This is a genomic window from Streptomyces sp. RPA4-2 (assembly GCF_012273515.2).
GTDB lineage: Bacteria > Actinomycetota > Actinomycetes > Streptomycetales > Streptomycetaceae > Streptomyces > Streptomyces kaempferi.
The window spans coordinates 34,391-55,221 of sequence record NZ_CP050975.2; the positions used below are offsets into that span (position 1 = coordinate 34,391).

A 20,831-nucleotide genomic window follows, 5' to 3' on the forward strand; every position below is an offset into this window, starting at 1 on the left:
AGTGCAGCCGCTGAGCGCAGGGCGGCTCGAGGTCCAGGCTGTCGACGGCGAACGGCCGGAGTGGGTGCCAGTCCTGCCGTCCGGCGCCTCCGCGCGCGGGCTCCCACGGATGCACGAGCATGTGCGAGCCCCCACGGTGACCCGTGAGGCAGCCGGGACCGTGGTCGACGGGTTGGGCTGTCGGCGGCTACGAGCTCCGTGGAAACGTGTCACGGCGAGCACGCCCGTCCGTGAGGAAGAGCGCGGTCATCGGCGTCGTCACCGGGCCGCCGGCGCACATCCCGGCCGAGACCCGTCCAGGTCGAGGTCGATGACAGCGGTGATCGCAGGCTCCCTGGCGGCTCACGGGGCAGGGATCACGACCGCGATCGCTCTGGTCTGCCAGGACGTCCAGGCCGATCGCCCGCTCAGCGACGTCACGGTCGACGACTGCCTACGCGTCGGAAACTGGGGGCATGGCGGGAACGGCCAATCTTTGTACTGGTAAATAATCTTGTTTACGCCAGAACAGTACATGGTCAGCGACGCGGCGAGACAGGTAATTCGGCGAGCGCCGAATAAGCCGTCAAGGACGGTACGCTGACGCAATTTCGAAGAGAATTATGCCTTGCGACCGGATCAGCTCTTGATGGCACTCGGCTGGATCTATCCTTGATCAACAATTGGCGAACGCTTCACGCGGCCGAACAGAACACAGGGAGGGGAGCTTCAAGCCCCCGCACCGACAAGACGAGCCGTACGCGCAGCACCGCAGGCTCGAGGCAAGGTCCACGCGCTGCTGACGGTCGAATCCGTGTGCCGCGCGTGTCTCCGGCGGCATCTCGTCGCGGCACGCGGCGTGCCCGTCCGGCCGGCACCATCGCCGCAGGCCCCCCGGCCGGGCCGGACGCTTCGGCTGAGCGGGCCGCTCTCAGCCGGCCGGCCCCTGGGGGCTCCGCCTCGTGAAGTTCGAGCCGTAGTCAGACGGGCCGGTCCCGGGTTGGCGCGACTCCGGCTGCATGTCGATCACACGCGGACCTGCCAGACCAGCGGTACTCCGCCACGCGGTACAGGTTGCGAGGCCACTTCTTGCGACATCGCGAGCGCGCCTCCGCCGGCCTCGTGCACGCGAGTCGAGCAGGTGCCCCGAAGCGGGCTGATCCGCAGAAGTGGCCGCGGCAATCCCTGTTTCACCGCACGTTGCGACTGCCTGTGGCGGACGCCATGGACCAGCAGGGTCAGACGGGGTCGGTGCCGAACACCTGCCGCAGTGCGGCGACGGCCTGGGCGATCGCCCCGCGGGCCGCCTGCGTCGACGAGAGCGCGTCGAGCATGACGAAGTCGTGTGTGGCCCCGCCATAGCGAGTCACGGTCACCACCACTCCGGCAGCGCGCAGCCTGTCCGCGTAGGCCTCACCTTCGTCCCTCACAACGTCAGCCTCCGCGGTGATGACCAGCGCCGGAGGCAGGCCGGCAAGCTGCCGCGCGGTGGCTCGCAGGGGACTGGCCGTAATCTCCGCGCGTTGCCCTTCGCTGGTCGTGTACTGGTCCCAGAACCACTGCATGACATCGCGGCGCAGAGCGCCGCTTTCGGCGAACTGATGGTAGGAACGGGTGTCGAAGCTCGCATCGGTGACGGGATAGAACAGCACCTGCTGGATGAACGAGGTGTCCCCGCGCTCCTTGGCCAGCAAGGTCAGGGCAGCACTGATGTTGCCGCCCACCGAGTCACCGGCGACGGCCAGCCGCGTCTGGTCGATGCCGTGGTCGGCGCCCCTGTTCGTCACCCATCGGGCCACGGCATGACACTCCTCCAGTGCGAGGGGGTAGCGCGCCTCCGGGGACAGCGTGTATTCGGGGAAGACCACGGCGGCGTGCGCGCCCACCGCCAGCTCACGTACCAGCCGGTCGTGCGTGTGCGTACTGCCGAAGACCCAGCCGCCGCCATGGACGTACAAGATCGCGGGCATCGGCCCGGCGACCCCCTTCGGGCGCACGATGCGCACCGCCACACTGCCCTTCGGCCCACCAGAGACCGCGACCCACTTGTCATCCACCTCGGGCTTGTGGATCTCTCCGGCCTGCACCTCCTCCAGAGCCTTACGGCCCATCGCCAGGAACGGCGTGACAGCGGTCGCCGCAGCGAAGTCCCGGACCACCGGTTCGAGAACCGGTTCGTCAGAAGCGACACGGTCAGGCATCACACACTCCTTGGTGGGGGGATGGCTCGTGGGAGAACTCGGGCATTGAACGCCGTCAAACCGCGTCCGCCGTTGATCCCAAGGCCGCTGCTTCATACAAAAGCTGCATCTGATCCAACTCCGGTGGCAGTGTCGACGCATCGGTAATGTGACTGTGGATCTCGGCTTCCGAGCTACGCTCCTGGGCGCCGAAATCACCGATCTCGATGCCACGGCCTCGCCACCCTTTTCTTCTGGTGACGCCTCGAGTGTTGAGCGACGCTGAAGATGTGCACCAAGGTGACGTTGGGATTGTCGACGGGACGAGAGGAAACGACCCCGGCGGCCGTCAGGCCGCCGGGGTCGTCGTGAACACGGTGTCGGCTTCATCCACGCGGTGTCGCGGGCGTCTCGGTGATCACGTGGCTGCTGGAAAACCCTCTCGGGAAGGGCGCCTCTGCTGGAATGCGCCGCTCGATGAGGTGTTCCCGTGGTGGGGGATCATGTTGGTCATGAGTGAGCGTGAGGGCGGTGGGGTGGACCGGCTGGGCCGGTCAGCGTTGCACTATGCCGCGGCGTCGGGTGATCTGGCTGGTGTTCGGGCTGCGATCGGCTCGGGGGCGGACGTATGTGCTGGTGACTCGGCTGGGTGGACTCCACTGCACTTCGCCGCGCAGGCTCAGAGGGCTGACATTGCCATCGAGCTGCTCGCCGGCCATGCCGTTGTGGATGCCGTGGACGTGCAGGGAAACACGCCGCTGTGGCGGGCGGTGTTCAACTACCAGGGTGATCCGGCCGTGCTCGATGTGCTGCGAGAAGCGGTCGCCGACCCGGATCGGGCGAACGCGCATGGAGTCAGTCCGCGACAGCTGGCGGAGCGGATCGCGAACTATGACGTCGCGAGGCATGTGAACTGGTAGGCGGGGCCGCCTTGTGCGACCCTGCCCGGCCTTGGTCGTCACTCTGTCGCGTGTGTCTCAGTGATGGCGAGGCGGGTGGAGGACTCGTCGACGATGCTCTTCTCGTCGGCGAACGCGGCGATGAGGGACTGCAGGGCGATGTTGTTGACCGAGCGGGGCAGGCCGCGGCTGGTGAGGTGGATCAGGTCGACGGCGTCGTCGGAGAACAGCGGGTCCGAGCGGCCGGCGATCGTCAGATGGTGCTTGATGTAGCTGGAGGTCTCCTCCTTGTTCATGGTGGGCATCTGGTAGCTGATCGAGATCCGCTGGTCCAGAGCTGCCAGGACGCCGTGTTTCATCCGCTTCCGCAGTGTGGGCTGGCCGATCAGCAACACCGCGAACGGCGTCGTGGAGTCCATCTCGTAGTTCGTGAGCATGCGGATCGCGTCCAGCTCATGGTGGTCCAGGAGGTGGGACTCGTCGATCACGACTGCGGGGGTGCGGCCGCGCTCGTCGACCTCGGCGGCCAGCGCGGCGGACGCCTGGGCTGCGAGAGCGGCGGACTGGTATTTCGGGGTGCCGCCCAGGCTGGTGACGATGCGGTCGTAGAGGCCGCGCATGCCGACCTCCGGGTTGGGCTGGTAGATCACGGTGAAGCGGGCCGGATCCAGTGAGGCGACGGCGCCCTTGAGGGCGACGGTCTTGCCCGCACCGACCTCGCCGGTGACCACGCCGATCGCCTTGTTGTTGATGCACCAGGCGATGCGGGCCGCGGCTTCCCGGTGGGAGTTGTGCTGGTGGAGCATCGAGGGGGCCAGGTCCCTGCCGAAGGGGACGCGGGTGAATCCGTAGTAGCCCTGGACGCGGTCGATCAAGGAATCCTCCTGGGGCAGGGGCAGAACTCCGCCTGAGCGGTGGCCGGTTCGGCTGATTCGTCGGCCGCGACCCGATGGGCGAGCCGGACGGCGAGACGGACCGCGCGGAAAGCGGTGCGGACGGCGGGAGTGTCGAGCGGGTCGGCATCCTGTTCGGCCCGGCGGCAGCAGACCTCCGCCAGGGTCAAGGCCCGGTCGGCCAGCTCGCGGGGCGTGAGCATGAACAGGTCGGGTTCGGGGTCGAAGTACAGCTCTGCAGCCCTGGTCGGCTTCACTGCCGGCCCCGTGAATCGTCCATCAGAGACGAGTAGTTGATGCCCTTGGCGGTGTTCGCGGTGTGCGCCTCGTCGAGGATCTTGAGGTAGTCGATCCCGGTCGACGGCGCTGGCTCGGCCGGTGTCTCCGGGCTCGCCTTGGGGTGGGCATGGCGGCCGACGTGGTGCGGGACCGCCTTGCCCAGGGCCTTGCCGGAGGCCCTCACCTCGATGTCGGTCAAGTCGAACGGGTCGAAGACCAGCTCGACCCTCGCCCCGCTCAGCATCGGGTCGACCTCGTAGGAGTTGCCGTGCAGGCTGACCGTCGCGGTCTTCGTCACGGTGCGGAACTCCGACCACAAGAACGCCTCCCGCAGGTCCGCCGTGGACGGCAGGGGCAGCGGCTTGGGAATCGAAGAAAGCCAGCGTTCGATCGGCGGCTGCCCGGTCTCCGAGTGCACCGCGCGGTGATAGACCGTCTCCACCCACGCGGTGAACAGCCTGTTCAGCTCGGTGAGATGCGTGATCTCACCGACTCTCCTGTCGTCCAGCTCGACGAGGAACTGGTCACGGACGGTGCGGAAGAACCGTTCGATTTTGCCCCGGCCCTGTGGCCGTCCCGGGCGGGAGTGCGTCAGCCGGATCGCCAAGGACGCGCAGGCCCGCAGCAGCCACGTGTCCACGAACGCGGACCCATTGTCGACATAGATCGACTCGGGGACGCCGCGGGCCGACAGCGCCGGCCGCAGCGCGGCCGCGAGGCGGACGGTGTCCTCGGCGAACCCGAACCGGTGCCCCACGATCGCCCGGGAATGGTCGTCGATGAACGCGAACAAGTACGTGTTGCGACCGCCGATCTTCGGCCCGTGCAGGGCGTCCCCCGTCCACAACTCGTTGCCGCGGGTCGCCTCGAACCGGCCGAACACGCTCCTCTCGCCTCCGCCGGTGCCGGTCAGCCCGGCGTTGACGAAGTGCCGCTGCAGCGTGCGCTCGGTCGGCGACCAGCCCTGCGTGGTCCGCAGGATCCGCTGGATCTGCGCGGCCGTCCGACCAGGGTTCTCCCGCTTCAGCGCGGCCGCCAACTCCAGCACCTCCGGCGGCGTCCGGGGAACCGCCTTGCGCGGCTCGGGAACCAGCGCGGCGAACCCGCCGCCCCGGTAGTCCCGCGTCCACCGGTCGATCGTGCCCCGGGACACCTTCACCTGCCGGCCGAACGGATCCGTATGTTCCTCCTGCGCCAACTCCCGTGCCAGACGGCCGCGTTCACGGGTCGTCAGGGCAGGGTCGAGCAGGTCCTGGATCAGGGCATAGCGGAACAGACCGACCTGCCGGGCCTTCTCCGCCCGACGGCGGTCCTCGTCCTCACTCGATGCCATGCGCGGCCTCACCTCGTATCTCGAACCGTCTCCGTCTCCTCGCGGACGGACACGATCAAGACTTCCGGCACCTCCGATCGCCGCCCAGGGGCGGCCCGTGTTGATCAACTAGCAGGAAGAGGACAGGTCAGAACGCGTCCCGTTATCGCCCGGCCGGCGAACTCCCACCGCGACACCGTGTGCATCTCAGACCACTTCATCGCGGCCGCCCGATGCGCGGCCGCGACCGCCGAGACGGCGTCCGCCAGCGCAGTCCCGGACGGATCGGGCATCACGGGGTCATCGGCGAGCGCGACCAGGGCAACGGTGAAGTACCGGCGAACATCCTCGGCCCGGCCCCTGAAGCGGCGGATCCAGCCGCGGACCGTGCCCTCGGCCAGGCCCAGATGCGCGGCCACCTGGCGGTGCCCCATCCCCAGGGCCGCTATCTCCAGCCCGGCCCCGATCACCTCTGCCGCATCCGCCCGACGCGGCCAGATCGCCTCCGGCAGCAGCACATGCGTGACCTGGCAGCCCGAACACCGCGACCGGCGAGGACGTACGAAGAAACGGGCCCCGAGATCACCGCGTACTTCCCGCGGCCGGCCATGCCCCCACGGCGCGAGGACCGCCCCGCAGAACGGACAGGCCAACTCACCCGCCCGCAGCTGGCGTTCCACGCGTACGACATCGGCGTCGACGATGAGCACTCCGCACCTCCACCTCGTGCACACCGTGTCGTCGTGCACGAAGCAAGATCAGACTGCCCAACAAGATCGACACTCATGTCCACCGTGAGTGTCGCCAACCCCCGCCTTCGTACTCATACAGAGAGTCGTCCAACACTCGAGGAGCTACGTCGCTGCCGCCAAGGCCGGTGCCGCACCCTCCTACGGTGCCCTGCATCCCGTTGTCCGCCGCGACGCGCAGGAGTTCACTGATGATCATCCGTGTTGGACCTACGAAAGATCACAAGCGCGCATTTCAAGTGTGCGCAATATAATGTTACCCGTGGAGATTTTGGAGGTAATGTCTAGTGCGCGATCAGCATGCAGAGAGGAGTTGCGATGAATGAGACCGGCGCGAAGGATCCGACACCGGGAGAGGACGAAGTCAGTCTGCTCCTGGACGACCAGATGTGCTTCGCCCTGTACGCAGCGCAACGGGCACTCACCAATCGCTATCGCCCCCTGCTGGAAGAGTTCAACCTGACCTACCCTCAGTACCTGGTGATGCTGGTGCTGTGGGAACACAGTGCGCTGCCCATCAGAACCCTGGGCAAGCTCCTGCAACTCGACTACGGCACCTTGACGCCGCTGTTGAAGCGCCTGCAGACCCACGGACTGGTCCGGCACGAACGACAGGCCAGCGACGAGCGTTCGGTGCTGATCAGCCTGACCGAGCAAGGTGCTGAACTGCGCGAGCGTGCTCGCGTCATCCCCGCCGCTATCGGGCAGGCTGCGGGCCTCACCCCGTCGGAGGTCGGACAGGTTAAATCCCTCCTGGAGCACCTGACAGAGAGCGTCACCGCAAGCCAGTAACCCTTTACGGGTGGACACATCTCGGTCCAGGAACCGAGACCTCGTCGATGAGGCCGGCAGATGCAGGCGGCGATCGATCAGAGCGCGGCCGCGGCTGGGTACGCGTGCCGCTCCGCAACGTCGACGGCGCCGGTCAGCCGCCGACGGACGACGAACCCCGGGCACCTCCATCGGCAGAACGCCACGGCCTCACGTCACAGTCGGCACGAAACGGCCACGCGCGCGAGGACCTCATCCCCGCTCCGAGTTGTTGAGCAGTGCCAGGCCAAGAGGAGTGAGGCCGTGCAGTACGAAATTCCGATGCCGGAGCGAACGGACCAGCCCCGCGCCACGAAGAACAGTCGCGTGCTCACTCGCGCTCGCAGGTGCAATACCAGCAAGCGTGGCCAGTTCCTTTGTCGTGCAGTCTTCATGCTCGGCGATAGTGACCAGTACCAGGGCGCGCGTGCGCCCCAGCAGTGGTGACACACGGTCGTAGTCGGCCTTGTCATCCGTGGATTCGCTGACGACGGGCCCAAGAGTGATGCGCTGATCCTGGAAGACGGGGTAGCTCACAGCAGGATGGTGCCCCTGAGTGACGACGGCGCGCGTGGAGAACATTGAGGGAACAAGTACGAGGCCCTGTCCTTCCAGATACAGGTCGCGATCGACGTCGCTCATCATCTGAATCTCCAGGACGGGTGGCTTCCATCTCATCCATCGAGGGTTGGCCTGCTCCAGCAGCTCCTCGAAGCCGCCGGCGACAAGTTGCTGCATGCGCAGAGTTCGATCAGCCGTCAGTAGTTGCGTGAACTGATCCCAGTACGGGGCAAGCAAACAGGAGTGGAGATGGCGTAGCCCTGTGCAGAGTTCAGCAAACAGGGCCGCATCGTCCACCAGGCGACCGGACCACTCGGGGAGGGAAGGGTGATGACGTGCCATTTGGAGCAGATCCCTCTTGATGTGTTCACGAGGCGTGTTGCGCACGTGCTCCAAGAGTTCTCCGACAGTGCCGGCTTTGGCGGGGCTGAGAAAACCTGGTGAAGACCCCACAGCAGGCATGAGACTGAGTGCCATGCGAGCCTGGGCTGACAGCCTGGTGCGCGCCCGATCCCGCCAGACCCCGAGTTGGACGGGCCGGCTTCGGCTCTGCAGGGCTCTGGCTGCAAGTTCCAGCTCATGCAGTGGCATCGCCTCGCACGCTACGCGTGTGCGGGCCAGGTCCTGAACTGTGAAATGTATGCGGTAGACCATGACAGCCCGAGGTGATCCTTCCGTCATGCCGTTCTTCGGGTCACGCCGAACCGAACCGACCCTGGCGCATCGCCAAGGGGCCCTGCTCACTTCCGACACCTGCTTCGTCCTGTAGGAACTCGCGTACTCGAGAGTGACGGAGCCGAACCCCATTCACTTCGACGCCGTCCTCAAGGCCGGTGCGGGAGGCCAACCTCCGTTCGACGTGGGAGACATGCCCGTGCGGCGTTTCCGCTTCGCCGCGTCGTCGGCAGGGCGCAGGGACCATCCAGTACTCCTGGTCCGTGCGCCGGCCAACGCCGCAGACGACGCGGACTCGCGCTGTCCGCTCTACGGCAAGTGGTCGTCCACCAGAGCCGGTTGCGGCGGATGCGCCTCAGACGCAGACGGACGCAATCGTCCGGAGTGCTTCCCCGCCGGGTCCGCCGGCATCGAGGGAGACAGCGGCCGTTCGGCGAACCGCCGGAAGGCTGTGCCACCGGTCCGGTGCCAGGCGCCTCCTGCCTTCAGCCTCGGTGGGTCTCCAGCAGCCTGAGCCAGATCTCGCTGAGCGTGGGGAAGGCGGGTACGGCGTGCCAGAGCCGGTCAATCGGGACTTCGCCCGCGACGGCGATGGTGGCCGAGTGCAGCAGTTCTCCTACACCGGGGCCGGCGAAGGTCACTCCGGCCACGGTGCCACGGTCCAGATCGATGAGCATGCGGGCCTGCCCGCGGTATCCCTCGGCGTACTGGTGGGCGCCCGCGACGTGTGCGAGGTCGTAGTCCACCACCTTGATCCGCCGCCCGCTCTGCTCTGCCTCGCGGGTGGTCAGGCCGACAGCGGCGACTTCCGGGTGGGTAAAGACCACCTGGGGGACGGCGGCGTGGTCAGCGGTGGCCGCGTGCGCACCCCACCGGGTGTCGTCGACCCGCTCGCCGCCCGCGCGGGCGGCGATGACGGTGCCTGCGATCCGGGCCTGGTACTTGCCCTGGTGAGTCATCAGGGCGCGGTGGTTGACATCGCCGACGGCGTAGAACCAGCCGTCGGCGATGTCGGTCACGAGGAAGCTGTCGTCCACCTTCAGCCAGTCACCCGGGGTGAGACCGATCGTCTCCAGTCCCAGGTTCCAGGTGTTCGGAGTGCGGCCGGTGGCCAGCAGGATCTCGTCCGCCGCCAGATGTCCGCCGTCGGCCAGGGTGATCTGGACCTCGCCGCCCTCGCGTGCCAGGGAGGCCACAGAGGTGCCGAATCGGATGTCGACGCCGGCTTCCCGCAGTCCGTCGGTCACCAGTTCTCCCGCGAACGGCTCCATGCGCTGCAGCAGTCCGTCGTCGAGAACCAGCATGGTCACCTGAGAGCCGAGCGCCTGCCAGGCGGTGGCCATCTCCACGGCCACCACTCCCCCGCCGACCACGGCCAGACGTCCGGGGACCTTGTCGGAGCTGGTTGCCTCACGGCTGGTCCAGGGGCGAACGGTGTCCAGGCCGGGGATGCTGGGCAGAGCCGCACTGGTGCCGGTGGAGACAGCCACGGCGTGCCGCGCCGTGAGGGCGACGGTCTCACCGTCGGACGTCTGCACATGTACCTTACGGGGCCCGTCAAGGCGGCCGTGGCCACGGATCAGATCGACGGAGACCGAGTCCAGCCAGTCGACCTGGTCCTCGTCCTTCCAATAGGAGGACATCTTGTCGCGGTGCGCGAGAACCGCCTCGACGTCCAGTGGCCCGGCGACCGCTTGACCAAGGCCGGGCACTCGGCGCGCGTCGGCGCGCGCCACCACCGGGCGCAGCAGCGCCTTGCTGGGGTCACAGGCCCAGAACGAGCACTCACCGCCGAGCAGTTCACGCTCCACGATCACAGTGCTCAGCCCTGCGGCGCGAGCCCGTTCGGCTACGTTCTCACCGACCGGCCCTGCGCCGATGACGATCACGTCGTAAGTGCGAGTGGTCTCGCTCATCAATACTCCGTACTGGGTGTGGGGGGATTAGGCGGGCCGATTGGGCCAGGATTTCGGGCGGCCCGAATGCTGTCGTCTACTGAGGTTCGTGCGCCGTGCACTCCGCCCCGACGGTTGTCGCAACGGAGTAATTAGGGGAGCGCACAAGGGGGCGGCGGACGGCAGCCCCAGTGGCCTGCCCACGCGGGATCCGGGCCGCTGGACTGGCTAGCGACGTTGGCGGGTCCAGCCTTTAGGCGGGATGAGGTGTGCGGTCTCAGCGGCCGGCGAGGCGCTTCTTCACTTCCTGGAGCACCCAGCCGTTGCCGTCCGGGTCGCTGAAGGTGAGGTATGAGCCGTAGGAGGCCCGCTCGGGGTGTCGACCAGTAATGCGCCGCTGTCCCTTGTCGTCGTGGACACACCGTCCGCCCTCGTGGCCGTGGTGGAGAAGGCCTCCCTCGTCGTGGAAGACCTCGCTCACCGGGATGCCGCGGTTGGCGAGCTCCCCGTGAGCCTCGTCGATGTCAGAAACGATGAGATACAGGCCCTGGAACGAACCCGGGGGGATGTTGGTCATCCCCTCGCCGAAGATGATCGCGCACTCAGAGCCGGGCGGGGTGAAGTGCACCGCCCGGAATTTGTCACTGGCCGTGTAGTCGACGTCGAGGCGGAAACCGACCTTCTCGTAGAAAGCCTTGGCCCGGTCAACGTCGGAGACGGGCAGCACGATCATTTCGAACTTCAGATCCATGGGGATGTCCTTGGTGTTTTGAATTCCTAATGTTGCGAATGCCGCAGTGCGTAACCAGTTCATCTGGTGTGAAGGCTGTGGAGCGGCGAGTGCGGCCCGGCTGTCGCAACGGACAAACAGATCGGGCGGATGGGGCAGCCGATCCAGTCGGGCTCAACCCACACAGGAAACGTACCCGGCAGATACCTTTGACGCAAGTAAAGTTTGCCATCGTAACGTTCGGTAAGGCCTTTGCGTTTTCCGGAAATAAAAAGGGTGTGGGCGCCTATGGCAACCATTGACCCAAGAGTTGTGCCGTAATCCCCGATGGATCGGCGCGCGGCGTCGGCTGGGTGCATCGCAAGGCGGAGGGTCGTCCTCATACCGGCGTATTCGGGCGATCCGGCAATGCGGCGAGGTGCCGTAGCTGCCGCCCTGCGCCCGCCCGGGGATTGCGGGACAGCCCTTCAGCCCGGACTGTAAATCCGGAGGGGTTCGAATCCGGCATGGCCGTGCATCTGCCGCATGATCCGCTTGGTGTGGGTGTTGACCCCTTCGGTGCGGCCGTTGCTCCAGGGCAGGGTCAGGCCGGCGTTGACTGCAGCACGGTCGCTTTTAAGGCCGTTGCAGAAGCTGTGCAGGTGGAGAAGGTCTGCGCCGCGGGTCCGGCCGATCCACTCGGTGAGGGGCCGCGGCACCGCACGGGGTCGAGCGGGCGGGGTCACGGGATGGGACGGCCCCGGCGGCAAAGCCGTCTCCCGGCGCCCACGCCGGCCGCTGATCCGCAGTGGCAGCGGGACGGCCGGGCGGCGGACAGCACCCCTGCGCTCGCCCGGTGGTCCGGTGCCGGCGCTCGGCCGGACTGCGACAGCCGCTGGGGGACGGCAGCTCTCGGACGATAACTTCTGGGGTTGTCAGCGGCCGGGCTGGCGCTGCGTGATCTCCTGGAGCACCCAGCCGTTGCCGTCCGGGTCGCTGAAGGTGAGGAAGGAGCCGTAGGAGGCGCGCTCGGGGTGCAGGCCGGCCAGCCGCTCCTGGCCGGGGGATCGGTGGGTGACGTCCCCGTCCTCGTGGCCGTGGAAAAAGAGGTTGGCGTCGTGGAAGATCTCGCTGACTTCGATGCCGCGGCCGACGAGTTCCGCGTGGGCTTCCTCGATGTCGGAGACGATGAGATACAGGCCCTGGAACGAGCCGGGTGCGATGGGTGTCATCCCCTCGCCGAAGATGATCGAGCACTCGGAGCCGGGCGGCGTGAAGTGCACAGCTCGGAAGTCCTCGCTGGCCGTGTAGTCGACGTCCAGGCGGAATCCGACCTTCTCGTAGAAGGCCTTGGCCCGGTCGATGTCGGAGACGGGCATCACGATCATTTCGAGCTTCAGTTCCATGGGGATGTCCTTGTTTCTTGACTTCGGTGGAATATTCCCCATGCGTCACCAGAGTGGCGAACGGGGTTTCGTGCCTTGGTCGGCGAGGTCGGTGAAGCCTGCGGGCTCTGTGCTGACCTGCAATCCAGAGAACCAGCCGGAAAGGCGTCTGTGGGCGGTCAAACAGGCCTATCTCGGTCATGGTCTGCTGGTCCAGGTACTGGCAGGCCCCCTTTCCCTGTCGCTGAGCGACCGCCCATGCACAACGCAGCTTGATCCTCGGCAAGGCGGAAACGGCGAAAGGTCGTCGACGCGGCCACGGGCCGATGCCTGGACGACAGCAAGGAATTCGGATCCACCGCCGACCCGCCGGCGAGGTCATGCGCGCCCGCTGCTCGGGTCCTGCGCGCAGATGGTCTGTGGGCCCAACAGGCTTGGCCGTTACGGCAGTCCGCGCCAGCAGCTGCCGGTCGCCTGTTCGGCCGTGACGGTACACGCAGCCTCGGCCGACGCATTTCCGCATGTCCCGGTAGCGTGATCACATCCCGCGCGGATCGGGTATAGGCAGGTAGCGGTCCGACGGGAAGCGGGAAGGTTCCACTTCACTTTTTTAGAGCGACTGTTTCAGGAATTTCCCTTTTACAATGACAAGGATTGGCTTATGCGGCGGAATTAATCCACTGTGGGTTTGCCGGAGCGGCGCGTTGAGGGCTAGCCTCAACATATGGGCACGACGTCGTCCGGTTCAGATGACAACAAAGAGCTGAGCGATTTTCTGCGCTCGCGGCGCGCCCGCGTGACTCCTGGGCAGGTCGGTGTCACACCGGGGGCGAGCCGCCGTGTTCCGGGACTCCGCCGTGAGGAGGTCGCGCTCCTGGCCGGATTGAGCGCGGACTACTACATCCGCCTGGAACGCGGGCGGGTCGCCAACGCCTCGGAAGCGGTGCTGGAGGCCGTAGCCCGCGCTCTGCGGCTGGATGATGTCGAGCGTGCGCATCTGTTCGCCCTGGCCAGGCCGCAGTCCGTGGCCAGAGTGAGTCGGCCCGCCGCTCCGTGGCGAGTGCGTCCGGGTGTGTACGCGCTGCTTGAGGTTCTTCGGGACATTCCCGCCATGATTCTGGACGGCCGTATGGACGTCCTTGCCGTGAACCGAATGGCGTGCGCGATGTATGTTGATTTCGATGCCGTGCCGGCCCGCGAGCGCAATCTGGCGCGTTATATATTTCTCGACCCCGCGGCGCGTGAGCTATTTGTCGACTGGGACATGGCCGCGCGGATGGTCGTCACAGGGTTGCACCTGTATGCGGGTCGGCATCCGAACGATCCGCGACTGACCGAGCTGATTGATCAGCTGTCGGCCGTGGACGAAGACTTTCGCCGATGGTGGGCCGCACAGGATGTGGAGGAATACTCCCACGGCACCAGGCACTACCGGCACCCTCTGATTGGCGAAGTCACCCTGGACTATGAGTCCCTTGTCTTTCCCGGTGATCCGGACCAGTGGCTGTTCGTGAGTACAGCTCAACCCGGCTCCCCGTCCTCCGAAGCCTTGCGGACACTCGCCAGCCGGATCGGTGACCTGGACGCCGCGGGACGGACAGGTTCTGTGGGCAACCCCGAGCGACCGTCCGACCGTCTGTTCCAAGATCGCCGGGAAAAGGGTTGATGCCGGACGGTCTACCGCACGCCCCTCACAGGCCGCCGTGCAGGATTCACGTGGCCCGGCCGCAATGCAGTATTCGCTCCGTGTCGCCGCCTGGCTCGTCGCGGCGGGCGAAGTGCCGGCCCTGGCCGGCACCGCCGCGTCCCGGGTCCGTTCGTACCGCAGCGGGCACTCGACGGGTCGGCCGAGGACGACGACGGGGGCAGGGCTGACCGGCGGGAGCCGACCAGGGCGTGATCAGTTGGCGCGCCTCCGCTTCGTCAGCCGCTTCCCAACGGTCGTGGTCCGCTTCCGGGGAGCGCAGGGGCTCGATGCCGGTGACCTTGACCGCCCTGGCGAACTCGGCGTCTATCCGCTCCTGCACAGCGCGCGGGCGGCCGAGTTCGCCGCTCCGGGTGCGCGACGGTTTCAGCTCGGGCGCATCAGGATCGCGCTTGCGACAACGTCGAAGAGGTGATCGGCGCGTGGTGCGAGCGAGCGTTGATCGCCGAGCCAGGCGAGCGCTTCTACCAGCGCGAACAAGTCGGTGCCGTCGATGTCGGTCCGCGCCTTGCCCGCGGACTGGGCGCGGGTGAGGAGGCGTGCACCGGCCGCACGCAGGGTGACGCACGAAGCGTGGAGTGCGGACTCGGTGTCCTCGATCGCGGCTGCCATCAACACGACCGCGCCCCGGTACTCGGTTGTCCACGCGACGCAGTCGCGCAGCCATGAAACGAGAGCATCGTCGGGAGAGCCGGATGTCTCGAGGGCGCTTGCCTTGGCGGTCAGCTCGTCGAAGCTCGTGTGGAGCAGGGCGTCGAGCAGCGCCTCGCGCGTCGGGAAGTGCCGCAGCAGTGTCGCGAGTCCGACGTCGGCCCTGCGCGCGATGTCCCGCAGTGACACGTCGACGCCCTGCTCGCTGATGGCGGTGCCCGCTACTGCGAGCAGGTGCTCACGGTTCTTCCTGGCGTCGGCGCGCATCTGTCCCCCTTGACTATCCGGATCAGTGGTCCATATATTCGGATCAGTGGTCCGGATATATGGACCACTGATCCGAATGAGTCTATCCGCAGCGCGGACAGGAGAGAACGATGCCGATACACACGATGAAGGCGATCCGGCTCCATGGGCACGGCGGCCCTGAAGTTCTGCGTTACGACGAGGTGCCGATTCCCGAGCCGGGGCCGGGTGAGGTGCTCGTTCGCGTGCACGCGGTCGGCATCAACCCCCCTGACTGGTACCTGCGCGACGGGATGTCCAACCTGCCTCCGGAGACGAGGCCGAAGTTCAGTCTGCCCACGATCCCGGGGACGGACCTGTCGGGCGTCATCGAGGCTGTCGCCGAGGATGTGGACGGCTTCTCCGTCGGCGACGAAGTCTTCGGCCTCCTCCGCTTCCCCGGCTTCGAGGGCAGCACCTATGCCGAGTACGTGGCCGCGCCCGCGTCGGACCTCACACTCAAGCCCGCCGGCATCGACCACGTGCACGCCGCCGGGGCACCCATGTCCGGACTCACCGCGTGGCAGTACCTGATCGAGCTCGGACACGATCACCCGTCGCCCTTCCAGGCGGCGCAGCATCGTCCGGTGCCGCTCGACGCCCGTACGACGGTGCTCATCAACGGCGCCGCGGGCGGCGTGGGGCACTTCGCGCTCCAACTGGCGAAATGGAAGGGTGCACGTGTCATCGCGGTGGCGTCGGGCGCGCATGAATCGTTCCTGCGCGAGCTCGGCGCCGACGAGTTCATCGACTACACCAAGAGCCGCCCCGAAGAACTCGTGCACGACGTCGACCTCGTTCTCGACGCCGTCGGGGGCCCCGACAGCAAGCGCTTCTTGCACACGCTCAAGCGCGGCGGCTCCCAGTTCCCCGTGTTCTTCGGCGAATTCGACGAAGAAGAGAACACGACGCTGGGCGTCACCGTCACGGGTACCACGGTCCGCTCGAACAGTGCGCAGCTCGCCGAACTGGGACGCCTGCTCGACACGGGCACGGTCCGCGTCGCGATCGACAGCACGTTCGCACTCGCGGACGCCCGAGCCGCACACGAACGCGCCGCCCGAGGACACATCCAGGGCAAGCTCGTGCTCACGGTCGCCTAGCCTCGACTCGCCAACGGGATTCGGCCGCTTGCCTGATCGGCAGTTTGCCCGTCATGTCCCCGGCTCGTACGTCGGCAGCCGTCCCTTCCGGATCCCAGCACGATGCACTGCGCCGGCAGTCGGATCGGCCTGTGCGGGATGCCGGCGGCAGACCCGGCGCTACGGTCCCGGAGACTCCCTTGTGCACCTGGTGCATAACTGATCAGCAGGCGCGGTGGGGGACCGGCGTTCGTTTCAAATGCACCCGCGGGTAAGTCCGGTCGCCGATGGTTCGCGGCGCAGGTGGGTCAGGTCGATGCCGGTGGTGTCCACGCGACAGGCCGATCTGCAAGCGGTCGACCGCACGCGCGTACGAGCCGTGCGTCTCGCCGTGCATCGGGCGGGACAGCAGCGCATCGAACGCATCGGGCTCCGCCTCGGCCGAACCGAACACGACCCTCCGCTGCGCGTGGTGGGCATCTGCCCGGGGTCTGCGGCGGGTCGTCGCCGACGAGCGCCGTCGGCCCGCTGACGGGTCGGCGGCGCTCGTCGCGGCCAACGGTGCCGCGCTTGGCGAGCGCAGGTCAGGGCGTCTATCGGGCGCGGTGTTCGGTGCGCTGATAGGTGCGGGCGCCGAAGTGGTCGCGGCGGCCCTGGATGAGGGCTGCGGGCAGGCGTTCGGTGCGCAGGGGGTCGAAGTGGGCAAGCGCGGCGGACATGCCGGGGGCCGGGCACCGTCGCGTGCGGCGGTGGCCCGGCACGGCCCGCCACGCCCACTGGGCCTGGCCGATTTCCTCGGCGAAGTGGAGGTCTCGCAGGAGGCTGGTCAGGCCGATCAGCCTTGCAGCGAGTGTGTCCAGTCCTGCGCCTGTCGCGGCCGGGCCGTCCATCGCGAACGCCTCAGCTCCACGTCCCGCGCGAACGCCTCAGCTCCACGTCCCGCGCGAACGCCTCAGCTCCACGTCCCGCGCGAACGCCTCAGCTTCACGTCCCGCAGCGGCCCTGAATCGCATCAGTCGAGGGCGTGGCTGCGGCCGGTCTGCAGGATCTCGTCGGAGAGCTCGGGCTCGATGCGGCGTACGGCGCGGGCGAGCATCAGCGCGCCGACCATTTCGCTGAGCAGGCGGACGGCTCTGTGGCGGGCCTCGGCCGGGTCGAGCTCGTGGCCCTCCTCCTCGGCTTCGCGCAGGAACTCGGTGGTGAAGCCGGTGAGGTAACCCTCGATGCCTTCGGCGTACGCGCTCTGCACGGCTTCGCTGTGCCGTCCGGCGTCGGTGACCAGGGAGGCGGAGGGACAGCCGCCGTCCGGGGCGTCACGGTGCGTGGTGGACAGATACCCGGCCACGACCTGCTCCAGCGGAGAGCCGGCCTGGCCCGGACCGTCCTCGATCGTCCGGGCCAGGACCCCGAGCGAGGCGGCGTAGGAGGCGCCGCACACCTCCACGGCCAGGTCGTTCTTGGAGGCGAAGTGGTTGTAGAAGCCGCCGTGGGTGAGTCCGGCTTCCTTCATCAACTCGGCGATGCCGACCGCGTCGATGCCCTGCGAGCGGAACATGCGGCTCGCCGCTTCGAGGATGTTCTGCCGGTTGCGGGCCTTGTCCTCCTTGGTGATCCGCGGCATGGCCGTCCTCTCGCGTCGCTCTCGATTTGACATTTTTTAATGATGCCTCTCATCATAGCAGGAGTTTCAATGATGCTCATCATTAATAGTTCGTGGAAGGAGAGCGCCATGCGCGCCATCGCCTACGACCAGCACGGCGAAGCCGGGCAGGTACTACGCCTGAGCGAGCAGCCGGCCCCTGCTGCGCCCGCGGCCGGGCAGGTGCAGGTGCGGGTGCTGTCCCGGCCGATCCACCCCGGCGACCTGGCGGGAGTGGAGGGCCTTGCGGGTGGGCCGCGGCAGCGGTTCGCCACGCCACGGATTCCCGGCGTGGAGGGAATGGGCGTCATCGAGACCGTCGGCGAGGGTGTGCAGGACCTGCGGCCCGGTCAGCGGGTGGCGTTCTTCCCCGTGCCGGGCGCGTGGAGCGAACTCGTCACGGCGCCGACCGATCGTGTGGTGCCGGTACCCGAGGACCTCAGCGACGAGACCGCGGCTTTGATGCTGGTCAACCCGCTGACCCTGCTCTCCTTGCTGGGGGCGGTCGAGGACGCCCAGCACGGCCAGGCCGGTCCGGTGGTGCAGACGGCCGCCGGTTCGTCGGTGGGAAAGCTGGTCAGCGCCGCAGCACTCAAGCACGGCATCCCGCTGGTCAACCTGGTACGCAGCGCCACGGGGGCGCAGACCTTGCGGCAACGCTTCCCCGGACTGCCGACCATCTCGACGGCCGACGCGGACTGGCGCACTCAGGTCCAGGACGCGACCGGCGGCCGGGGTGCCCAGGTCGTACTGGACGCGGTGGGCGGATCCATGACCGGTGAGCTGGCCGGACTGCTCACCGACGGCGGCACGCTGATCACCTACGGAGGACTCGGTTCCGGCAGCACGCCGCTGGAGTCGCTCGCGCTGACCCCGCGGGCCCTGACCGTGCGGGGCACGTCCATCTTCCACTGGATGGCCGCCCGCACGCCCGAGGAACGGGCCGAGGACGTCGCCTTCGCCACCCGTCTGGCCACGACCGCCCCGGAACTCTTCGAGGTCGCCGCCGGCTACGACCTCGCCGACTTCGCGAAGGCCATCGACCATGTCCGCCGCCCCGGCAAGAACGGAACCGTCCTGCTCACCAGCCCCGCACCCTGAACCCCACGAAGGGCACCGCCATGAAGATCGGAACCCTCGGCGCCGGAACCGTCGCCCAGGCCATCGCCCGCCACGCCGTGGCCCACGGCCACCAGGTCGTACTGAGCAACAGCCGCGGCCCCGCCTCCCTGGCCGGCCTCGCCGACGAACTCGGACCGCTCGCCCACGCCGGCACCCCGCAGGAAGCCGCCGCGGCGGAACTCGTCGTGCTCGCAGTCGGCTGGCCCCAGATCCCGGACGCGGTAACCGGCCTGCCACCCTTCGACGGGCGCATCGTCATCGACGCCACCAACCAGTTCGCCTCCCCGCCCCCGCCCATGAAGATCGCCGACCTGGGCGAGCTGACCGGCAGCGAACACGTCGCCTCACTGCTGCCCGGAGCCCGCGTCGTCAAGGCGTTCAACACCCTCTACGGCCAGTACATCGCCGCCGACCCGCGCCACCGGGCCGGACGCCAGGTGCTGTTCCTCGCCGGTGACGACGCCGACGCCAAGACCACCGTCAAGGACCTCACCGCCGCCTTCGGCTTCGCCCCCGTCGACCTCGGCTCCTTGCGCGAGGGCGGACGCCTCATGCAGCTCGGCGGCCCACTCTCCGGCCTCCACGCCCTCAAACAGGACTGAGCCGGGCCCTCGCCCATTCCCCGCTCTCCTCCTCATCCACCCCCCAGCACAAGGAAGTTACTCATGACCACTCAGCCCCTGCTGCAGCCCGTCCGCCTCGGCGCCCTGGAGCTCGCCAACAGCGTCGTCATGGCCCCCATGACCCGCGCCCGCGCTCAGAACGCCGAGCTGGCCCCCACCGACCTGCACGCGACCTACTACGCGCAGCGCGCCGGCGCCGGCCTGATCGTCACCGAGGGAACCTGGGTCAACGCCGACGGGGTCGGTCTCATCCACGTGCCCGGCATCTACACCGACACGCAGACCGCCGGCTGGGCGAAGGTCACCGAAGCCGTCCACGAGGCCGGCGGGCGGATCGTCTCCCAGTTCGGCCACCTCGGCGCGGCCTCCCACCCCGACCACCTCGGCGGCCGCCTGCCCGCCGGACCCTCGGCCATCAACCCCGGCGAGAAGTCCTTCACCCCCTCCGGCCCGAAGGACACCGTCACCCCGCGCGCCTACACCGCCGCCGAGATCGCCGCCACCATCGCCGACTACCGCCAAGCGGCCGAGAACGCCCGCCGCGCCGGCTTCGACGGCGTGGAAATCCACGCCCAGCAGTCCCACTTGATCCCGCAGTTCCTCAACCCCCGTCTCAACCAGCGCACCGACGCCTACGGAGGCAGCAGCGAGAAGCGGGCCCAGTTCCTCCTCGACATCCTCGACGCCGTCAGTGACGTGTGGGGCAGCGACCGCGTCAGCGTGAAGATGTCCCCGACCTGGGACAACGGAGGCACGTTCACCGCGGACGAGGAGACACTCGCCGACTACGACCAGCTGCTCAAGAAGCTCAACGACAGCAACCTGGCCTACCTGCACCTCCTGGGCACCCCCGGCACCATCGAGGAGCGCATCGCCGTCTTCTCCCGCTACCGCGCCCACTACCAGGGCAACATCGTGGCCAACCTCGGCTTCACCCAGGCCCTCGGCAACGAGATCCTCGACCACGGGATCGTCAACGCGGTCTCCTTCGCCGAGCCCTTCATCGCCAACCCCGACCTGGTCGAGCGCTTCGCGCAGGGCCACCCGCTGGCCGACGCCGACCGGGACACCTACTACGCCGGTCAGGCCGAGGGCTACACCGACTACCCCGCCTTCACCGCCAACTGAGCAACTACGTCTTCCTGCGCCTTCGACGGTTGATCGGAGGCCCGCCGCGCCCGCTCCTCGCCACAGCGAGGAAGCGGCGCGGCGGACCTCGGACGCGCCGGCTGGAGGTGACTTGTGCACCCTGGCTCAAAACCGTGCGTACGGACCTGTTCGGAATCGGCGCAGGCAGGAACTCGGGACCGACTGCGGGGCAGCGACAGGCGGCCGCGCCGCCTCCCGCCGGACACCCCAGGCCTGGCAGCTTGGGGCGCGTTGAGAGCGGGCGGCCCG

The 20,831-nt window shown here is 67.8% G+C and carries 19 protein-coding genes and 1 pseudogene; 7 read left to right on the forward strand and 13 right to left on the reverse strand.

Going from position 1 to position 20,831, the window contains the following annotated elements:
- Positions 1–1,217: 1,217 nt before the first annotated feature.
- Positions 1,218–2,180 carry an alpha/beta hydrolase gene (locus HEP85_RS00170; protein ID WP_168525021.1) on the reverse strand — a complete coding sequence of 321 codons (963 nt, stop codon included), beginning with the start codon at positions 2,178–2,180 and terminating at the stop codon, positions 1,218–1,220.
- 491 nt (positions 2,181–2,671) lie between these two features.
- Here HEP85_RS00170 and HEP85_RS00175 point away from each other — a divergent pair, with 491 nt between their 5' ends.
- Complete coding sequence (locus HEP85_RS00175; protein ID WP_211117744.1) at positions 2,672–3,079, forward strand: ankyrin repeat domain-containing protein; 408 nt, start codon at positions 2,672–2,674, stop codon at positions 3,077–3,079.
- A 38-nt stretch (positions 3,080–3,117) separates the two neighbouring features.
- Here the strand turns inward: HEP85_RS00175 and HEP85_RS00180 are convergent, their stop codons facing one another.
- The 4 genes from HEP85_RS00180 to HEP85_RS00195 all read right to left on the reverse strand — a co-directional run bounded on the left by HEP85_RS00180 (position 3,118) and on the right by HEP85_RS00195 (position 6,291).
- Positions 3,118–3,933, reverse strand: a complete 816-nt coding sequence (locus HEP85_RS00180) for an ExeA family protein (RefSeq protein WP_168525023.1) — start codon at positions 3,931–3,933, stop codon at positions 3,118–3,120.
- On the reverse strand, positions 3,930–4,208 hold the full coding sequence (locus tag HEP85_RS00185; protein WP_168525025.1) for a hypothetical protein: 279 nt from the start codon (positions 4,206–4,208) through the stop codon (positions 3,930–3,932). Before HEP85_RS00185 ends, HEP85_RS00180 begins: the two co-directional genes overlap by 4 nt.
- Entirely contained in the window at positions 4,205–5,563 is a 1,359-nt protein-coding gene (locus HEP85_RS00190; protein WP_168525027.1) for a DDE-type integrase/transposase/recombinase, read from the reverse strand. The genes HEP85_RS00185 and HEP85_RS00190 overlap by 4 nt, the downstream gene beginning before the upstream one ends.
- Before the next feature lie 104 nt (positions 5,564–5,667).
- A complete protein-coding gene (locus HEP85_RS00195; protein ID WP_329528532.1) occupies positions 5,668–6,291 on the reverse strand; it encodes a DUF6431 domain-containing protein in 624 nt (207 codons plus the stop codon).
- 318 nt (positions 6,292–6,609) lie between these two features.
- On the opposite strand from HEP85_RS00195, the gene HEP85_RS00200 reads away from it, so the two are divergent.
- The gene (locus HEP85_RS00200) at positions 6,610–7,083 is read left to right on the forward strand and encodes a MarR family winged helix-turn-helix transcriptional regulator (RefSeq protein WP_211117748.1); all 474 of its coding nucleotides are present in this window, start codon (positions 6,610–6,612) and stop codon (positions 7,081–7,083) included.
- Between the two features lie 231 nt (positions 7,084–7,314).
- Here HEP85_RS00200 and HEP85_RS00205 read toward each other — a convergent pair whose 3' ends face one another.
- The 5 genes and pseudogenes from HEP85_RS00205 to HEP85_RS00225 form a co-directional block, all read right to left on the reverse strand.
- Positions 7,315–8,139, reverse strand: a complete 825-nt coding sequence (locus tag HEP85_RS00205; RefSeq protein WP_248001729.1) for a helix-turn-helix transcriptional regulator — start codon at positions 8,137–8,139, stop codon at positions 7,315–7,317.
- Between the two features lie 683 nt (positions 8,140–8,822).
- Positions 8,823–10,253 carry an NAD(P)/FAD-dependent oxidoreductase gene (locus tag HEP85_RS00210; RefSeq protein ID WP_168525032.1) on the reverse strand — a complete coding sequence of 477 codons (1,431 nt, stop codon included), beginning with the start codon at positions 10,251–10,253 and terminating at the stop codon, positions 8,823–8,825.
- 256 nt (positions 10,254–10,509) lie between these two features.
- On the reverse strand, positions 10,510–10,983 hold the full coding sequence (locus HEP85_RS00215; protein ID WP_168525033.1) for a VOC family protein: 474 nt from the start codon (positions 10,981–10,983) through the stop codon (positions 10,510–10,512).
- A 446-nt stretch (positions 10,984–11,429) separates the two neighbouring features.
- Positions 11,430–11,648: pseudogene (locus HEP85_RS00220) on the reverse strand (transposase); the annotation flags it as partial.
- Positions 11,649–11,876: 228 nt separating this feature from the next.
- Complete coding sequence (locus HEP85_RS00225) at positions 11,877–12,347, reverse strand: VOC family protein (protein WP_168525034.1); 471 nt, start codon at positions 12,345–12,347, stop codon at positions 11,877–11,879.
- A 703-nt stretch (positions 12,348–13,050) separates the two neighbouring features.
- Here HEP85_RS00225 and HEP85_RS00230 point away from each other — a divergent pair.
- Positions 13,051–13,992, forward strand: a complete 942-nt coding sequence (locus HEP85_RS00230; RefSeq protein WP_168525035.1) for a helix-turn-helix transcriptional regulator — start codon at positions 13,051–13,053, stop codon at positions 13,990–13,992.
- A 405-nt stretch (positions 13,993–14,397) separates the two neighbouring features.
- Here HEP85_RS00230 and HEP85_RS00235 read toward each other — a convergent pair whose 3' ends face one another.
- Positions 14,398–14,949, reverse strand: coding sequence for a TetR/AcrR family transcriptional regulator (locus tag HEP85_RS00235; protein ID WP_168525036.1), 552 nt, complete (start codon positions 14,947–14,949; stop codon positions 14,398–14,400).
- Positions 14,950–15,059: 110 nt separating this feature from the next.
- On the opposite strand from HEP85_RS00235, the gene HEP85_RS00240 reads away from it, so the two are divergent.
- Entirely contained in the window at positions 15,060–16,070 is a 1,011-nt protein-coding gene (locus HEP85_RS00240; protein WP_211117750.1) for an NADP-dependent oxidoreductase, read from the forward strand.
- A 572-nt stretch (positions 16,071–16,642) separates the two neighbouring features.
- Here the strand turns inward: HEP85_RS00240 and HEP85_RS00245 are convergent.
- Both HEP85_RS00245 and HEP85_RS00250 read right to left on the reverse strand, forming a co-directional pair.
- Entirely contained in the window at positions 16,643–16,939 is a 297-nt protein-coding gene (locus tag HEP85_RS00245) for a hypothetical protein (protein ID WP_168525037.1), read from the reverse strand.
- Between the two features lie 122 nt (positions 16,940–17,061).
- Positions 17,062–17,703 carry a TetR/AcrR family transcriptional regulator gene (locus tag HEP85_RS00250; protein WP_348772357.1) on the reverse strand — a complete coding sequence of 214 codons (642 nt, stop codon included), beginning with the start codon at positions 17,701–17,703 and terminating at the stop codon, positions 17,062–17,064.
- Positions 17,704–17,739: 36 nt separating this feature from the next.
- Between HEP85_RS00250 and HEP85_RS00255 the strand changes: the two genes are divergently transcribed.
- From HEP85_RS00255 to HEP85_RS00265, 3 genes are all read left to right on the forward strand, one after another.
- A complete protein-coding gene (locus HEP85_RS00255) occupies positions 17,740–18,789 on the forward strand; it encodes a zinc-binding dehydrogenase (protein WP_248001730.1) in 1,050 nt (349 codons plus the stop codon).
- The gene (locus HEP85_RS00260) at positions 18,786–19,412 is read left to right on the forward strand and encodes an NADPH-dependent F420 reductase (RefSeq protein ID WP_282189894.1); all 627 of its coding nucleotides are present in this window, start codon (positions 18,786–18,788) and stop codon (positions 19,410–19,412) included. The genes HEP85_RS00255 and HEP85_RS00260 overlap by 4 nt, the downstream gene beginning before the upstream one ends.
- Before the next feature lie 63 nt (positions 19,413–19,475).
- On the forward strand, positions 19,476–20,561 hold the full coding sequence (locus tag HEP85_RS00265; protein ID WP_329284071.1) for an alkene reductase: 1,086 nt from the start codon (positions 19,476–19,478) through the stop codon (positions 20,559–20,561).
- Positions 20,562–20,831 lie beyond the last annotated feature (270 nt).

Excerpts from the sequence above, each read along its gene's own strand:
- HEP85_RS00170 (WP_168525021.1), bottom strand. The coding sequence starts at position 2,180 with ATGCCTGACCGTGTCGCTTCTGACGAACCGGTTCTCGAACCGGTGGTC.
- HEP85_RS00175 (WP_211117744.1), top strand. The coding sequence starts at position 2,672 with ATGAGTGAGCGTGAGGGCGGTGGGGTGGACCGGCTGGGCCGGTCAGCG.
- HEP85_RS00190 (WP_168525027.1), bottom strand. The coding sequence starts at position 5,563 with ATGGCATCGAGTGAGGACGAGGACCGCCGTCGGGCGGAGAAGGCCCGG.
- HEP85_RS00200 (WP_211117748.1), top strand. The coding sequence starts at position 6,610 with ATGAATGAGACCGGCGCGAAGGATCCGACACCGGGAGAGGACGAAGTC.
- HEP85_RS00205 (WP_248001729.1), bottom strand. The coding sequence starts at position 8,139 with ATGGCACTCAGTCTCATGCCTGCTGTGGGGTCTTCACCAGGTTTTCTC.
- HEP85_RS00210 (WP_168525032.1), bottom strand. The coding sequence starts at position 10,253 with ATGAGCGAGACCACTCGCACTTACGACGTGATCGTCATCGGCGCAGGG.
- HEP85_RS00215 (WP_168525033.1), bottom strand. The coding sequence starts at position 10,983 with ATGGATCTGAAGTTCGAAATGATCGTGCTGCCCGTCTCCGACGTTGAC.
- HEP85_RS00225 (WP_168525034.1), bottom strand. The coding sequence starts at position 12,347 with ATGGAACTGAAGCTCGAAATGATCGTGATGCCCGTCTCCGACATCGAC.
- HEP85_RS00230 (WP_168525035.1), top strand. The coding sequence starts at position 13,051 with ATGGGCACGACGTCGTCCGGTTCAGATGACAACAAAGAGCTGAGCGAT.
- HEP85_RS00235 (WP_168525036.1), bottom strand. The coding sequence starts at position 14,949 with ATGCGCGCCGACGCCAGGAAGAACCGTGAGCACCTGCTCGCAGTAGCG.
- HEP85_RS00240 (WP_211117750.1), top strand. The coding sequence starts at position 15,060 with ATGCCGATACACACGATGAAGGCGATCCGGCTCCATGGGCACGGCGGC.
- HEP85_RS00245 (WP_168525037.1), bottom strand. The coding sequence starts at position 16,939 with ATGGACGGCCCGGCCGCGACAGGCGCAGGACTGGACACACTCGCTGCA.
- HEP85_RS00250 (WP_348772357.1), bottom strand. The coding sequence starts at position 17,703 with ATGTCAAATCGAGAGCGACGCGAGAGGACGGCCATGCCGCGGATCACC.
- HEP85_RS00255 (WP_248001730.1), top strand. The coding sequence starts at position 17,740 with ATGATGCTCATCATTAATAGTTCGTGGAAGGAGAGCGCCATGCGCGCC.
- HEP85_RS00265 (WP_329284071.1), top strand. The coding sequence starts at position 19,476 with ATGACCACTCAGCCCCTGCTGCAGCCCGTCCGCCTCGGCGCCCTGGAG.